8 protein-coding genes are annotated in these 17,351 nt (G+C 46.9%); 1 reads left to right on the top strand and 7 read right to left on the bottom strand.

From position 1 onward, the window contains the following. Positions 1–72: 72 nt before the first annotated feature. On the bottom strand, positions 73–1,458 hold the full coding sequence (locus AABI08_RS02850) for an MDR family MFS transporter (RefSeq protein ID WP_338343836.1): 1,386 nt from the start codon (positions 1,456–1,458) through the stop codon (positions 73–75). A 141-nt stretch (positions 1,459–1,599) separates the two neighbouring features. Here AABI08_RS02850 and AABI08_RS02845 point away from each other — a divergent pair, with 141 nt between their 5' ends. Next, positions 1,600–2,208 (top strand): TetR/AcrR family transcriptional regulator, encoded by a 609-nt coding sequence (locus AABI08_RS02845; protein WP_338343837.1) that lies wholly within the window; start codon positions 1,600–1,602, stop codon positions 2,206–2,208. 128 nt (positions 2,209–2,336) lie between these two features. Here AABI08_RS02845 and alsS read toward each other — a convergent pair whose 3' ends face one another. From alsS to AABI08_RS02815, 6 genes are all read right to left on the bottom strand, one after another. Then, positions 2,337–4,016, bottom strand: a complete 1,680-nt coding sequence (gene alsS, locus AABI08_RS02840) for an acetolactate synthase AlsS (protein WP_338343838.1) — start codon at positions 4,014–4,016, stop codon at positions 2,337–2,339. 235 nt (positions 4,017–4,251) lie between these two features. Continuing rightward, the gene (gene lepA, locus AABI08_RS02835; RefSeq protein WP_338343839.1) at positions 4,252–6,051 is read right to left on the bottom strand and encodes a translation elongation factor 4; all 1,800 of its coding nucleotides are present in this window, start codon (positions 6,049–6,051) and stop codon (positions 4,252–4,254) included. 133 nt (positions 6,052–6,184) lie between these two features. Next, on the bottom strand, positions 6,185–6,724 hold the full coding sequence (locus AABI08_RS02830; RefSeq protein WP_338343840.1) for a GNAT family N-acetyltransferase: 540 nt from the start codon (positions 6,722–6,724) through the stop codon (positions 6,185–6,187). Positions 6,725–6,783: 59 nt separating this feature from the next. Next, positions 6,784–7,680 (bottom strand): EamA family transporter, encoded by an 897-nt coding sequence (locus AABI08_RS02825; RefSeq protein ID WP_338343841.1) that lies wholly within the window; start codon positions 7,678–7,680, stop codon positions 6,784–6,786. Positions 7,681–7,868: 188 nt separating this feature from the next. Beyond that, positions 7,869–12,344: a S8 family serine peptidase gene (locus AABI08_RS02820; RefSeq protein ID WP_338343842.1), complete on the bottom strand. Its 4,476-nt coding sequence runs from the start codon at positions 12,342–12,344 to the stop codon at positions 7,869–7,871. 357 nt (positions 12,345–12,701) lie between these two features. Continuing rightward, on the bottom strand, positions 12,702–17,351 hold the full coding sequence (locus AABI08_RS02815; protein ID WP_338343843.1) for a DUF1542 domain-containing protein: 4,650 nt from the start codon (positions 17,349–17,351) through the stop codon (positions 12,702–12,704).

The raw sequence follows: 17,351 nt of genomic DNA, 5'->3' as shown, positions 1-17,351 counted from the left end.
CCTGCTGATTTAAAATCAGTGAGACAAACTGGCGGATACTTTTTCTTTATCATTTACTTTGCTGTAAACGCATTATTTCTTTGGCTCAACTTGCTTTGGCAAAAAGATTGCCGGAATAAACATTACAACAGTAATGGCCACCGACCACCAAAAGGCGTGTTGATAGGCAACAATATTAGCACCGAGGACCCGGTGAGTTGAAATATAGGCAGCAACAACGGTCGCAACCAAGGCGGATCCGAAGGCGCCACCAACGTTTTGGAAAATTCGTGCGCCAATGTTAGCTTGCGGAATCAATTCCTTTTCCATACCCAAGAGGATTGTCGTCATCAGTGGCATAATCACACCACCAACACCCAGGCCACGGACAAAGAGAACGGCACTAACAATCCCCATGTTCGTGTTGGCATTAATCCAACCAAACGGAATCGTCCCAATTAATGCCAATGAGAGCGCAAACCAAACCACATAGCGAACACCAACGCGATCAAGTAATTTCAGCAAAACCGGGCGAATCAACAACATCCCAATTCCTTGAGGCAACAGCCAAAGGCCTGTTTCCAAGACAGACATTGAGCGGCCTTGTTGGAAGTACAGTGGCAAAATCAGCATCGGCCCATTCGTGACCATCCCAGCCAAGACCAAGTTAATCGTCGTTGCTGAGTAAACCGGCGACTTAAACAAAGCAAGTGGCAAAACCGCCTGATCTTTTTTGTACCGCCCCCAAATCCAGTAGACAACAAAAGCCAACAAGCCAGCACTTACATAGAGACGGGTATCGGCATTATTAAAGCTAGCCAAATCACCAGCACGGGAAAGGCCATAAATAACGGCGGCCGATCCTAACCCTAGCAAGGCAATGCCAAGGGAATCGATTTTCGCTGATTTATTCAAGGCCGGAACATCTGGTACTTTCCAAAAATTCAAGCCAGCTGCGAGAATCATAATTGGCACGTTAATCCAAAAAATCCATTGCCAATTACCGTATTCAACAACGAGCGCCCCAATAATCGGACCAAAGATTGGGCCAACCATAATTGGCAACATTACCACCATCATTAGTTTTTGCAAATGCTCCCGTGGCGCGACATTGACCAGCATCGTTGTGACCAGCGGGATGATTAATCCGGCTGCAAACCCTTGGACGACTCGGTAAAAGATCAAGACATTGATATCATGACTCAACGCCGCTCCAACTGAGGACAAACCAAAGAAAATTTGTGCCGCCAAGAAAACATATTTGCCATTAAAGCGCTGCGTTAACCAGCCCGAGAACGGCACAGCAATACTCGTGGCTAAAACATAGGCCGTAATAATCCACTGCACATTCGATAGCGTGGTATGCAAATCACGACCGATATCATTAATAGCGATATTGGTCATGGTCGTATCAAGCATGGGCGCCAAAAGGCCAAAAGCCAAAATCAGCGCGACATTGCGTATCTTTTTAATTTCCATTTTTCCATTTCCACTCGATTTATTTGAGAAAATAAGGAACAAATTGTTCTCTATCTTGATTCGCTGATTAATATACTCGGCTATCAAGGAAAAGTCAATAAGAAACATAACGTTCCTTATATTGTGTGTTAAACTATTTCTATGGAAAAAGAAACCCAAACAAGAAAACGTGGCTTAGCCCTTGAACAGACAATCTATGCGGTCACACTACGCCTTTTTGATCAAGAAGGCATCGATGCGGTGACCTTTAAAAACGTCGCGCACTATGCCAAAACATCTCGGAGCGTCTTGTATCGCCGCTGGGACTCACCCTCCGCCCTCTTAGTCGCTGCTGTCCACCATTGGGCACACGAAAATTCTGGTTTTCCAGAAAATTTGGACAAGCAATCCTTTCCCGATACCGGTAGTCTCCGTGGTGACCTGATTGAAAACGCCCGGCAAATTGAAGGACTCCATGAACGAATCAGCCAATATCTAATCAAATTTACGCTCTATCAAGCAGTCAACGGTGAAGCAATCGGTGACGACCTCTTGAAAAAGGCCGAGGAAGGCGCCGTTACGCTCGGCACCTTGTTGGCCACCAGAGCCATCAATCGTGGTGAAATAAAGAAGGTTCCTACCACGGAGGTCCTCATGCTCCTCGGTAATATCCGCCGCTACTATGCCTTTATCGCTACCCAGCAAGCGCCTAATCCAGAAGAACTAATCGACCAAATTGTCCTGCCAGCTTGGTTAGCCAACCAGCAGTAAAATCAGCGTCGGTCAACCAAAAAAGCCTTTCAGAAACATTTTTCTGAAAGGCTTTTAATTATTAAAGAAGGGTTGAGGCCGACGTTTGTCCAAACGAAAAAATTTTTTGAACGATAATCGAGCCAATATTAGCCCTCAGATTCGATCAACTGAGCTCCTAATTCAAAATTGTGTGAATAATCAACTGGTACATCGACAACAACTGGTCCTTCTGTTGCAAAGGCTTCTGTCAAAACGGCATCAAGATCATCTGGCGTTTCAACACGCAATCCCTTAGCGCCAAAGGCTTCGGCATACTTCACGATATCAATGTTACCAAAGTCGACACCAGCGGCTTGACCGTCATACTTCATTTCTTCTTGGAACTTGACCATGTCGTAATGGGCATTATCGTTCCAAACAATATGCACCGTGTTCAATTGCAAGCGAACAGCCGTCTCCAATTCCATTGCGGAGAAGAAGAAGCCACCATCGCCAGAAACGGAAACTGATTTGGCGTTGGGACGAACCATCGCAGCGGCCATTGCCCAAGGTAGTCCAACTCCCAAAGTCTGCATTCCATTAGACGTTAAGAAGTGGCGAGCGACATACGACTTAAAGTGGCGGGCCATCCAAATATAATGCGAGCCGATATCAGTCGAAACCGTCATGTCATCAGTCACATGACTCTGCAAAGCCTTGATAACGTTCAGTGGGTGATTCAAGTTGGCTTGTGCCGGCGTGTAGGAAGGTTCATCAGACGCCTTCAAATCAGCCTTCAACTCTTGCAAAGTGCCCTGGCTTTCTGATGGCACCTGGTAGCCTGCAACCTTCTCCGTCAAAAGCGTCAATGATTGAGCCAAATTACCAACTAATTGGCGCGTTGGTACAAAGTTATTGTCAATTTGAACTGGCGCAACATCCATTGCGACAATCTTCAAATCGTTTTCCTTGTTCCAATTTCGTGGTTCGTATTCGATAGCGTCGTAGCCAACCGTCACAACTAAATCAGATTGCTTCAGCAACTTGTCACCCGTTTGGTTACGGAAAAGGCCAACCCGACCGAAGTATGATTGGGCTTCCAATTCACGCGAAATGACGCCGGCACCCTGGAAGGTTTCGACTACTGGCAAAGGCGTTTGCTTCAATAACGTGTGCAAGGCCGCCACCGTGTCATCGTCTGAACCGCGCGCACCAACAAGCAAGACGGGCAACTTGGCCGCCTTGATTTGTTCAGCCAACCAGTCTAAATCAGTTAGAGCCGCTGCCCCCTGGCGAGGTTGGTTCACAACTGGTATGGCAGGGCTAGTCACTTCAACATCATCGACATCCTGTGGCAAAGAAACAAAGGCTGCTCCCCGCTTCGTTCCATTCGCTGCCGCAAAGGCATTAGCGATAATCTCAGAAATATTGTTTGGATCTTGAATTTCAGAACTAAACCGGGTCACGCTTTGAAACAAAGCCGCCGAATTCGTTGATTGGTGTGTCAACCGATACAAGTCACGACGAGGAACCTGACCACCGATGGCCAAAACTGAATCACTTTCGGCATTAGCGGTCATCAACCCCGTTACCAAATTTCCAACCCCAGGACCAGAAGTGGCAATCACAACCCCAGTCTTACCAGTAATTCGCGAAAAAGCCTGGGCCATAAAGGCGGCGTTTTGCTCATGACGGGTCACGATTAACTTTGGTACCCGCTGCCCCGGTTGAGGGTGCTCTAATGTCTCGAATAAACGGTCAATCTTCGCTCCTGGAATTCCAAAAACGAGATCAACCCCGTGATTCACCAAAGAATCTGTGACAATATCGGCACCATGTTTTTTCATTTTAAATTTTCCTTCTTTTTTATTAATATTACAATTTTTAGTCTATGCTTTGAAACAATAAAAGTCAATTTAGTTCAAAAATTATCAAATTTTTCTTTAAATATTAAAAACAATTGGCGAATTAGCCCACTTTTTTCCGAATATCGAGATGTTTTTCTTTTCGTCAATTCTAAATAGCAGTCTTAATTTAGCATTAAAAAGCCCCAACGCGAACTACGTTGAGGCTGATTTTTGATTATTTTAGTGAAAGTAAGGCATTAAAAACGGCTTGCGGTAGCTCAATATCGGACTGAGCCGCCTGACGCTTGTTGGCACTTTGACGGCGAAGAAGTGCCTGCTTCTTAGAGACACTCCGTGCCTGACCATTCACTGCAGCATTTTTACGCAGCGGTGGCACATCAACTCGGGCAACCACTCGGCCCTCCACCAACGCCTGAACTGGCATCGGATAAAGACGCCTTGGAATCGTCATTTTTAGTTCGTGGACCAATTGTTGCGTTTGCCCAGCCACTCGTGAACGATGGGTCACAAAGGCCAGCGCATCAACCTTGGCGTAGTTAATCTGCACGTCAACCTTAACTAAATCAGCTTCCTGATAGCCAATTGTTTCCGTGCTAAACGAAGCATAGCCGTGCGACAACGATTTTAACTGGTTAAAGAAATCATAAGCGATTTCGGACAAAGGCATTTGATACACCAAACGGACGTAATCGCCCTGATTGCCCATATCCATAAAGATTCCACGATAGTCATCCGCTAATTTCATCAGCTGGTTGACCGAGTCATTGGGTGTCATGATGGTTGCCTTGACCACCGGTTCCTCAACGGCTAAAATTTGGTCAAAATCAGGAAACTTAGTGGGATTGTTAACTTCCACCGTTTGAATATCTTGACCCTTTTGTGCCACTTGAACCCGGTAAGAGACGTTTGGAGCCGTGACTACCACTTCAATCCCAAACTCCGTTTCGAGGCGTTCTTTAATGATTTGTAGGTGAAAAATTCCCAGAAAACCGGCACGAAAGCCCGGGCCCATCGCCTCAGATTGGTCATCCGTTAATACAAGGGAGGTATCATTCAAAGCTAATTTTTGCAGTGCCTCTTGTAAGGCATTATAGTCATCAACTGGATAAATTCCAGCGTAAACCACTGGCTGGCTCTGCTGATAACCGGGCAAGGCAGTTTTAGCCGGCTGACTTTGACTCGTCAACGTGTCCCCAACAGTTACCTGTTTGGGATCTTTAATCCCAGTCACGACATAGCCAACCTCACCAGCAGTCAACTCATCGACTGGCACCCGGTTTGGACGATAAATACCAACTTCCTTGGCCAACAATTTTTGACCATTGGCCATCAATTGGAGTGCGGCTCCCTTTTTCAAGGTACCATCAATCACTCGGACCTGGGCAATCACCCCTTGAAAGGCATCATATTCAGAATCAAAAACCAAGGCCTTAAGCGGACTGCTTTCTTCACCGACTGGTGCCGGCAATTCATGAACAATCGCCTCCAAAAGGTCCGCTACACCCAAACCAGTTTTAGCTGAAATATGGTAAATCTTCCGATTAACTAGACTTGGGTCCAACTGTCTGATTTGCTCTTCGCTCTCATCAATTTGAGCACTGGCGGCATCGATTTTATTTAAAACCGGCAAGATTGGTAGACCCAATTCATGGGCTAACCGCCAATTAGCAACCGTTTGTGCTTGCACACCCTGAGTTGCATCAACTAGGAGGATAACGCCATCGGTTGCCGACAAACTTTTCGTAACTTCATAGTTAAAGTCGACGTGCCCCGGTGTGTCGATCAGATTCAACTGATAGTCTTGACCATCCTTGGCCCGGTAAGTATTTTGTACCGTCCGTGACTTGACCGTCACGCCGTGTGCTTGCTCCACCCCCATGCTGTCTAGCAACTGGGGCGTCATTTCCCGATCAGAAACCGTCTTGGTTTCTTCCATTAGCCGGTCCGACAATGTCGACTTACCATGGTCAATGTGGGAAATAATTGCAAAATTACGAATTAATTTAAGGTTCATTGTTCAGTTTCTCCATTCGAATGCTGTGCACGTTGAATGGGCTGAAAAGGCTTCAATCCCATTCTGTTATCAGAATGAGAAGCCAACAAGTTGAATCGTCATAGTACTTTTCTCCTTTTACTTTGAATAATGGCTATTCATTAGCCAAACGGTAATAAACATTCATATCGTGATATGTGCCCGCCCGATATGAGTAATCCGGATGCGTTGTCAGATAAGTAAAGCCAGCAGCGCGAATCACACCGTTTGACCCGGGGGTTTCAACATCGGCCAAAACAACAACCTGGTGCAGACCAACAGTCCGAAAAGCATAGTCGCAAAGCGTTTTGGCTGCTGCCGTCATAATCCCCTGCTTCGTATAGGCTTTGGTCAGCCAATAGCCCATCTCAGCCCGCCGGTCCATTGCTGAATAGTGATGTAGTTCAATCATCCCAATGATTTGACCAGCTTTTTGAATGGTAAAAATCAGCTCCTTACCCGGTTCACTGATTTTTAATTTTGACTCAAGATAGGTCAGCGTATCTTGGACGACTTCCGTTTGATCAACAAAAGGTAAAAACTGGCCAATATGCTCGCGGTCTTGGTCCACAACCGTATAAATTTCTTCCGCCATCTCAACCCGAGCGGAAACCAAAGATACCCCAGGATGATCTTGCAACTGAATCTCTGTCATGGTGACCACCCCTTTCAGTGCGCTAGCAAGCATTTTTTCTTATTGGTATTTTAACACAGTCATGACACCTTTGTTGGGATTGACTGGAGGAAAATCGTTGAAAGAACAAATAGTCCGCCAAGAACTTGAATGGCCGTAAAGCTGGTCCCCAAGAAAGCAACTGCTAAGAATGTCGCCGTTAAGGGCTCAAAAGAACTTAACATCCCTGTTGTTGCCGGCTGAAGATCCTGGAGGCTATTAATATAGAACAAATAGGCCAGCATGGTTCCAAAAATAACGATAAAAGTAATCTGCCCACCACTGACTAGCGAAATCGACTTCAACGGATGGCTGAACAGAATTGGAAGGAATGGAATCGAACCAAGTGTCATCGCCCAGCCGACAACCAAACGGCCATCAAAGTTAGCCAAAAGTTCTTTTGGTAACAACGTATAGGAAGCCTGGCTTAAACCAGCTGCCAATCCCCAAAATAAAGCTAACGGTGCCAGCGAAAGTTTCGTCAGGTTGCCACTTGTTACCAGTAAAAAAGTTCCAACCAAGGCAACGATGACCGAAATTAAGTCCAAGCGCCGGGGCAAGACATGGCTACGAACCGTGAGGTACAAAATAATAAAAATTGGTCCCAAAAATTGTAAGACCGTCGCCGTTGGCGCATTGCCATAATGAATGGCCATAAAATAGGACAATTGCGATGGTAGCATGCCTAAGAAAGCAAAGAGCAAGAGAAGAGTTGCTGATCGCTGATTTTTCCAAATGGCAAACAAAGATTGCTTACTTGCCAAGCCATACCATGCTAGTAATAACAGGCCAGCCAGCAATAAACGAACACCTACTAACCACAGTGGTGAAATTTGACTGTTAGCAAAGAGAGCTTGCGCCACCGTGCCGGATGCTCCCCAAAAAACACTACCGGTTACAGCATACAAAATTCCCCGCCCTGTTTTCTTCTCGACCACGGCAAAGCCCTTCTCTTTCTAAATTAGTAAAATTAGCTTGATTATACACGAAAAAAAGGCAAACCAGATAGATTTGCCTTCTTCCGAGATTAATTAAGCGTTTTTGTTAAGTTGACTTATAAGTGTACATTATCTAAAAATATTGCTAAAGTTACTTTTTCTATCACCTCCTTCTATTATTATCGTTATCAACACTGATTCCCCATGGTACGCATGTTTCCGTTAAATTGATAAAAATTTTGGTGCCTACCATGCATTAGTTGCAGTAATCCCTGCATATTCCAATTGCGAAAACCTCGATTTTGGCTGAAATGAATTCGGCTGACCCTCGGCCCAAGGACACCCCAACCATGACCATGATGGTTCATACTAGCAGGAGAAAAATGGTGTGAATGGAGGCCATCATGATGGCCTCGTTGACCTTGCGATTGTCGGCGAAGGATTGGCGTCGGCCACGAAACATTATGAGTTGGCCTTTGTGGTTGATGGCTGACAACAGCTACCTGTTTACTTTGGGCTGGCAAAAATTCATTAACAGTCACTGCCACCACCTGCGACTGATTCCCATACGCATCGACTGTTTTAAACTGAATCGTTTTATTTTCTCGAACTGACAAATCACCCTGGTATTTTTGCCACTGGCGACCCTGATTCAAGGAATACACAATCGTCAATTCATTATCGCTTGGATTATCGGTTGGTAGATTTGCCTTTGCTGTGAGTAACAGTGGGAAACGCTGGCTAACGCCACTACTATCTTTTGTAACAGTTGGTGCTGGCAAATTAGTTTGATAATAGCGGACATTTAATTTCTTTTTAGTCTGATTGCCAACACCATCACGAATAGCTAAAATCGACCGATTATCCCCTTTGGTTAGGTGAAGAGGCACTGAAAATTTCGTCAAGCCACCTGTAGTTTTTTGGTTAAAAATCAGACTAAATGGCTTAGTAGCAACCATATCGCCATTTATCGTTAGTTCGTAGCCATCATAGTTATCGCCAGCCTGCCCGCTCAGTTGGTAGGTCTCCAGATTGGTTTTAACCTGGTAAGTACCATCATCTAGTCGCGCCAACGTGCTCTCGTTAAAAAAATTTAACTCCGGCAAACTGGTGTCCACATAAAACTGCAGACCACCATCAAACACAGTCCGGCCGCCAGCATTAATCTGAATTGGAACCGCTGTTTTCGCATTTGCTTTAGCTTCCACAACCGTTTTAAAGGCCAACGTCTTTGGATCAACTGCGACCACTTGACGCTTTCCCTGTTTTTCACCAATCAATAGTTGCTCAACAGGTCGGCGCAAGTGCCCGCTAATCGTAAGTTTTTGCGTCTGCTGGTCGTAGTACTGTGTTTGGGCCGTCACCATGTTCAACTCAAAGTTAACGCCATGATCAAAACTGACAATTGGCTGGTCAGCGCCATCCAGTACCCCCTCGTCAGCCGGCTCTTTCTTACCTGTCCCGGTTAATGTCTGACCAATCGGACTCGGACCACCCTTGTCAAATTCCGACTGACCCGGTTTTGTTCCCTTTGCTGGAGAATTCGATTCCGACGAGGAGTTGTTTGCTAAATCAGTCGCACCCGGCCCAGATATTGTAAAGGATTGACTGGTCAGGTTTCCAGCATTATCAAAAGCCAAAATCTGCACCTGGTTACTTTGGCCCGGATGGAACGACCGGATTTGGTCGGAATTTAATGACAACGATAAGCGTTGGTGAACCTGGTGATCTTCTTGCAATGGCTGATCAACAATCGTCAACACACCATTAATCACCAAGCCAATGCGACCAAAAGCATCGATACCGCTCAATCCATCCGATAAATCAGCTGCTAAAGCAATTTCTTTTTTTGATTTGGCTAACTGCTGATCTGACTGATTTTTTATCTGGAACTGAGGATTGGCAATCACCGGCCCGTGGCCGTCGACTTTGATGGGCAAGATTAGACGCTGGCGAGCGGATTGATCACCAGTTGCATCATTTAATCGGCCACTAGCCGCCTCAGCTGATAGTTGATAATAATATTGGCCGTCCGCAACCGCCTCATTTTGACCAGTTTTAGCATTCCAGACGTCACCGCGCCAACTTTTGCCACCAGCACCATAAGTCGTAAACTGGTCTTTTCCCCGTTGATAATAGGATTTTAAAACGTCTTCATCAATGCTAACCGTGCGTAACGGCTGTTGGTTTACCCACTGGGCCTCAACCGGATTGTGCTGATAAATCTCGGCCACGACGTGGTGGGCATTGCGCCAAAGGTTAACCAGTGGCTGGGCTTGCTTATTAGTAGCCCCCTGGCTCGATGAAATGGCAATATTTTCTGGAATAATCGTTCCCGCTTTGTTCAGTCCCAAAGGCACTTGGTCGTGATTAACAAGGATCGATTGGCCAAAGTAGGAATCAGGATTCCATGCTGGTCGGTCAAAAATTTGTTGATTTTTCCAATCACCATAGTAGCCAAGGTATGGCATGGCTAACTGCTTGCCACCCTTTTTCAGTAAGTGGCCGGCAGAATCGACCGCCTTAAATTGCAGATAGCCTTCGACAAAGCCATTTTTAGCCCGGTCGGGCAGTGTCAAACCAAAGCGAACGGCCACCCGCTGATGGGCCGGTACCTTAATCACTGCCTTCTCGCCATTTGGCGCTTGACCTGCTGTATCTAATCCCAATATTGATAAATCAGCGCCCAAAATGCGCTTATCCGTTGCTGGTTTTCCTGGAACCGAGCCATCGGTCCAGACTCGGTGATCTGCTTGATAACGGAACGTCTGATCTTGATCAGTCTGATTTTCTAAGAAAACCTGCAAGGATTGTTTCGATTCGGAAAAGGCACCTAGCGACAAAGAGGCAATGCCTTGAGAAGTCGTCAAAGACGTCTTGCTGTCAATCGCATCTTCAACCTGCGCGATGCCCGCGCCCTGGACACGAGGTGAAACAATTGATAGCGTTTTTTCATCTATTAACGGCCGAGCAGTGTTCATCAAAGCCGTCTTCATGTGCTGACTGATTTTTTCAGCCGGTACCCGTCCTGCCAATGACTGGGCAAATAAAGCGGCAGAACCGGCCATTACCGGTGTCGCCATCGACGTGCCCGACTTATAATCGTAGCGATTACCGTTCAAGCTCGATAACAAACGACCGCCGGGGGCTGTGATATCAGGCTTTAGCTGTAAATCAGGTGTCGGACCATAAGACGAAAAGGAAGACAGATGACTCAGTTTTGCCGGACCATCGGCCGGAATATCATAAGCTAAGTTATCCGATGAAGCGACGGTTAATGCAGAAGGTGATACACCCGGCGAGTCGATTGTCCCGGTATCATTCGTTTTGCGCGTGTTGACAATGTTGAGCCCTTTATTAGAAGTGGACAGACCGGAATTTCCTGCAGCAACAACCGGAATCGTCCCCTTCTGTGCCGCCAAACTCACAGCCCGCTGTTCCGGGCTATCCGAGTCAACATTGCCACTTGTAGAACCTAAGGAAAGATTAATCACATCAGCCTTAAGCAAAACAGCATCCTCAATCGCCGCAATGATGTCGTCACTACTAGCTCCACCACCGTTATTCGAGAAGACCTTCATGTTTAAAAGCTGCGCATTGGGCGCAGTTCCGATGGCATAAGCCTTTTGATTAAAGCCAGCGAAATTAGGCAAGGCCGAATAACCAGCGGCCAAGCCGGCAACATGCATCCCATGCATCGAATTTTTATTTAAATCAAAGATCGTATTGGCCGTCCCGTCGGCATAGTTATAGGAATATGGAATCTTGGCCGATGAATAGCGGCCGTGACCAAGGTGGTCGATAGCCTCTTTTGCCTCTTTTTGACTAATTTTCTTCTTGGCATTTTTCCCAAGTCGCATGATTTCGTGATTAGTGTCGATACCCGTATCAACAATCGCGATGACCGTTTTATCCCCCTTCAGACGATGCTGATGCCAAACGGTTGAAGCTTGAACAATTTGATCAGCGGCCAGGTCTTGAGGCTGATAAATATTGGCAGCCGTCACACGTTTTACCCCGGCAACGGCCTGAACAGCTTGCACATCCTTGACCTTCGCCACAATCGACATCGTATTCGTTAAGTAACCAAATTCATGTTGGGCCTTTTTCTTGGCGATTTTCTCGACTGCTTGGCGGGCAGGACGTTGTTCGGCCACTACCTGTCGGCTAGCGGCGCGAATTTCCTCGATATTTTTCTTCTTTGTATCTCGTCGAACGCGAGAGTGCTGACCAGCCGGCGAATCATCTTGTTTTTGCTTTTGTTGCGTGGCCGCGGTGTCAGCACTCTCCACCTTGGTTTCTTCTTTCAAGACCGCCGGTGGCCGATCAAACTCAACCATCAAAGTCACCGGACTTTCGGCCAATGCTTGCTCTGATTTAGGGACCGGTAACCCCTTCGCTTTGAGCTGATCTTTAACCCGTTTTTTAAAATTTTGGTCAGCTTGTTGGCGAATCCGCTGATGATCGGCTTTCATTTGTTCTTCAGGGTTCTTTTGACCCTGAGGATTCGCCTGTACACCGACTGGGTCCTTATTGGCTTTTTTCACGGCTTGTTTTTCGGACTGATTTTCCGCTGCTACAACTGGAAGACCACTCTCGATTACAAAGGGCACTAACAATAAGGCTAGTAACGCCAATGCCAACCGCTTCTTCTGATAATACATAGGACAACCTTCCTCTCTACCTCTGATGGAGGTGTTGATTCCACTTGCCTTTTTTCCTATTTCTGCCGTTATTATAAAGAGAATCAATTTTCGACACAAATTTTCTCGCCAACGAGGACAAAATAAGACCGGTTATGCCAAATCGCCATTTTCAGCGCTAAAAAATCATTCTGCCGCCGTTATTTTTGACCAAAAAAATTCTGCCGATTAACTAGTCGATAAAAAAGCAACAAACTACCTCCAAATAGTCCATTATTCTAATAACAAAAATCAATTAAAAACGGTCATCCCCATATAATTTTGGGAATGACCGTCTAAATCGTAAATTACCATTATATGCTTATTGCTAAACTAATGCTATTTATCCGTTCTATTTTTACCTCCATTTACCTTTAGTTGACGTAATCTTAGTCCAAAACCAGCCAAACCAATTGAGAGACTCGCCATCGTTACAGCCAAAAATGTTAATGGCTGGTCTGAACGCTCGACTTCCCAAGTATCCGGTAGAACAATTTTTGCAGGGAACAAATTGTTCATTAACGTTGCTGGACTTGCAGGGCGTTCAACAGAATCTTTCTCCGCTTTCTGCTGTTGTGCACTCTCTTGTTGGACTTGCTGGCTAATTTGCTGAAGCGTATCCAAGAACTGCTGATAAGCATCCTGAACATCCCCCACTGTTCGCGCTCGCTGTACTTCAGTCAAGAACTCTTGCTCAGCAGGCTGAACTTTATCAATCAATTGAGGTTGTTCATCTGCTGGCAATTGCTTTTCCGCGTTGTTAATCGCCTGGTCCGCTTCCTTCTTAGCTTTCTGTTCAGCTGCATCTTGCTCCTTTGCCTGTTGTTGAACACTAGTCAATTCCTTGTTGCAATCAGCGACAGCAGCAGCAATGGCCTTTTGATCATTCGCTCTGCCAACTTCGTCCAGTGCCTTTTGCTTGGCTTGATCAATAGCTGGTTCAAACTGTAATTCTTGACCGGCTGGCAATGCCTGTTTGGCGCTTTCAACAGCGTGGGTAATTGCTGTGACCGCTTGGCTCTTGGCCGTTTCTTGCTCAGCTTGAGCTTGAGCATTCGTCACCGCTTGTTCTTGCAAACTATCAACCGTCTGCTTGAACTTCGTTAAGACTTGCTGGATGTCATCTGCACTCTTTGCTTGAGCAAGGCTCTTTTCAGCATCTTGACGCGCTGCATCAATGGCCGAGTCAAAGGCAGCCTGCTGACCGTCCGGCAACTTTTGCTTAGCCGCTACCGCTTCTTGATCAACTGTTTTCTGGGTCAATTGCTCTTGGTCTTTCAGTGCCTGGCCGTTTTGGTGAATCGTCGACAGTTTTTGGAGGCCTCTGTCAAGGTCTTGGTAGGCTGCGCGTGGATCGACAGCATTTTTCAATTCATTCTTCAAATCGGCTGCCTGTTGCTGAACGGCCTTAATCTGCTGTTGCTTCTCGTCAGCTGATAATGTTTGATCCTGGTTAATTACGTCAACGACAAGCTGAGTATCATCATCAACTTGCTGATCAAGCTTTGGTAACTGCTGAGTCAAATCGCCTTGCTCTTGGTGGGCGTTTTCAACAGCAGCACGACCATCTGCCAAGGCCTGCGTCATTGCAGTAGGACCTTGGGCTGCCTTAACTGCTTGAATGGCCTGGTCAAGAGCAGTCTGAGCTGCTTGTTGCTGATTTTGTACCTGTTGGTCAGACAATGTCCGGTCGGTACTAATCGCCTGCTGAGTAGCCGTTCCCGTCTGTTCAAGTTGACGAACGGCATCCTGCTGGCTAGCCGCAAAAGTCAAGGTTGGCAAAGCATCCAAGAATTTTTGCAGGGCTGCAGTGACAACCGTGGCCGATGCACCTTCTTGGACCTGGTCATTGGTTTCATCGGTTAGTTCGCCCAACCGGTTCATCAAATCAGTTACATCATCATCAGTCAAATTTTGGTAACCATGAATAGTCTGGTCCACTGCCTGCAATCCTTGGTACAACCGGTTTACCCAGTCGGCCTTTGCTTCAGCAACGGGCGTCTGAGCTGGTTGGCCCAGAGCCAAAGCCGTTACATCGTCTTGAACCATCGTTTCGGCCGCCACAACTGTTGGAGCAGACTTCAATTCATTGATGAACCAGACCTGCATACCGTTGATTGCCCGGACAATAATCTGTTGACCAGCAACCGAAAGGTTTGCCTGCTGCATCGTTTTAGCAACTAATGCCATCGAAGCAGCCACAACCTGCTGGTTAAAGCCGGCTAACCGGTCGGCCACGGGTTGGCCACTATGGTGAATGCCATTGATAATTTGAACAGCCGTTGTGCTGGCGCCAGTCACCTGGTCAGCATTTTGACCGTCATTGATTGACTTAGTCCAAGTATCAACAACTTGTTGCAAACTCATTTGTTGGGCTAGCTTTTCTTGCTGGCTCAAAGTGCCGTCAGCAATGATCGCCGCATCAGCCTGAGACTGAGCGACTCCCAACTGGTGGAAGGCGATGTCTTTGGCCAACGCCGTCTGACTCTGAGCCAGAGCGGACTGCCAAGCCGCATTTGTTGCTTGAATTTGATCGGCATTCTCAGCCTGATTAGCTGCTGCCTGTGTCTGGGTGTTAGCTGCCTGAAGAGCAGTTGTCAAAGCATCTTTCTGCTCGGTTGTGATCAGACCATTTGCTACCGCCTGGTCAATCTGATTTTGCTCTTGCTGGCTTGCAGTTACTACCTGAGCCTTCAATTGAGCTGCTTGACCGGTTGAACCGTTGACAGCCAAACCAGGTTGGTGACTGCCATTCAGGCTCGGCAAGCCTTGGCTTAGGGCTTCATCAGCTTCTCGCAAATCCACCGCATTGGCCATGGCCTTTTTCAGGTTTTCCGCCTTCTGGTTAACCTTGTTAATTTGCTGCTGCTTCTCAGTAGCAGTCAACGTCCGATCCTGATTAATCGCATTCGTTGTCGCCTTGACTGTGTCATCTACTTGCTGGTCAAGCTTTGGTAACTGTTCTGCAAAATCAGCTTGGGATTCGTGGCTTTCTTCAACAGCCTGTTGGCCTGCCGCCAAAGCACTCGCTACCGCCCGCACATCACCAGCTTGCTGCACTTGTGCACTGGCTTGATCATATGCGGCTTGAGCAGCTTGAATTTGGTCTTGGACCGCTTGGTGAGCTAATGACCGGTCAGCCGTAATAGCCGTCTTAGTGGTTACCAAGGCTGATTGTAACTGGTTAGTGGCATCACGTTGACTTGCATGCAAGTTCAACTTAGTCAAATCCAGCATCAAATCTTGCAACAATTGCACTGTTTGATCCAGCGTCTGGCCCTTTCGAATCTGAGTATTTGTCGCTGCCACCAGCGACTGCATCGTTTGCAGCAAGGCTGATTTTTCATCAGAAGACAAGGCTGAATAGCCATTAATCGACTGGTCTGTGGTCTTCAATTCGTTATAAATGCGAGCAAACCAGTCCGCCTTCCCCTGACCAAGCTGACTAGTAGCATTCTGGCCAAAAGTCATTGCATTCAAATCGTCTTGGACCATCATCTCGGCCTCAACAACGCTCTTGGCACTCTGCAATTCATTCAAGTACCAATCGCGGTTGTTCTGAACCGCTTCCACAATAATTGCTTGACCGGTTGACGAAAGACTCTTATCCTGGTTGGTTTGGACGACAACTTGGGCTGTTGCCGCTTGAATTTTAGCAGTATAACTCTGCATTCGTTCCTCAACCGATTGACCACCATGGTGGATCTGGCTGATAGCAGTAACCATCTCCGTAGCAATTTGGGATACTTGCTCAGTTGTCTTCGCTGTTGCCAAGTTTTGCTGGCCAGTATTCCAACGAGCATTCACAATCTCAGCTTGATCAGCCTTTTCCTGGTTACTTAATGTTGGATCATCATTAATCGCTTGGTCAGCACTACTGTAGGCCACTAATAGCTGATAGTTGGCACTAGCGATAGCCAAATTATATTGGACACTAGTCAAATCAGCCGTCAATTGCTGGTTGGCAGCCAAAATCTGATCAGCATTAGTTGCTGCCGTTCCAGCTGCTTGAGCAGCACTCACAACCCGTTGCAACTGCCGGGTCAAGCTGGCTTCTTGATTAGCTGTAATCTGGCCTCTAGTTGCCGCGGTATTAATAGCCTGTTGCACGACCGCACTTTGATTGGTAACTTGGCCCTTAAATTGGGCAGCCTGACCACCGTTCCCCGTGATTGTTTGGCCAGGAACATAAATCTTTTCATTAGTCGTTGTGCCGGTATCGGCGACCTGCTTAGCAGCTGTGGCAGTGGTGGCAGTGTTAATTTGATTAATTGTTTGTGCTTCAGCACGGTCAATTGCAGCCTTTTGTCGGTCCTTTTCCGCCTGTGGCAGGGTTTGATCAGCATCGATTCGACTCTTAACCACCTGGTCGGCCTGTTGCAAATTCGTCACCAACGACTGCTTTTGATCAGCCAGACTTTGGCCAACCTGGTGAGCCGCCTGAATGACCGTAACACCATCACTTGCGCTTTGTTGCGCACTAGCAACCGTTGTTGTCGCTGCTAAATCAGCAGTCGTCTTGCGCAAAGCTGCTATTCGGTTAGCCTGTTGGGCCGCCTTAACATCCGGCAAGAGGGTCACATCCCCGTCAATGGCCGCTTGAATCTGCTCATTAGCCGCCGCTAACTGGAATTGGCCAACTCGATGAGCCAAATCCAAATCAATGGCCGCTAATTTTTGATTCAAATCAGCCACTGCCTGGTTAACTTCATCAGCCGACTGCGCTGATTTAATCGCGGCGTCTGCTGCGTTCTGCGCAGCGGTAACCTGGTCTGTCAAATCAGACTGATCACTTGGCTGTAATTGACTGGTATTCTGGTTAATCTTTTGCTGCTCGGCACGAACTACATTCTGAGCCGTCGTGCTAGCAGATTGCTGTCGGTCCGTGACTGCCGAGCCAGCGACGTGGACGGCACCAAGTGCCTTTTGCCCATTTGAAACGGTCGTTTCACCGGACTGGACCGTTGTCACGGCCTGTAAGGCTGCCAT

The sequence above is a fragment of the Fructobacillus evanidus genome (genome assembly GCF_963580165.1).
Classification (GTDB): Bacteria; Bacillota; Bacilli; order Lactobacillales; family Lactobacillaceae; genus Fructobacillus; species Fructobacillus evanidus.
The sequence above is the reverse complement of the archived record's forward strand: the minus strand, read 5'-3'. Positions and strand labels throughout refer to the sequence as shown.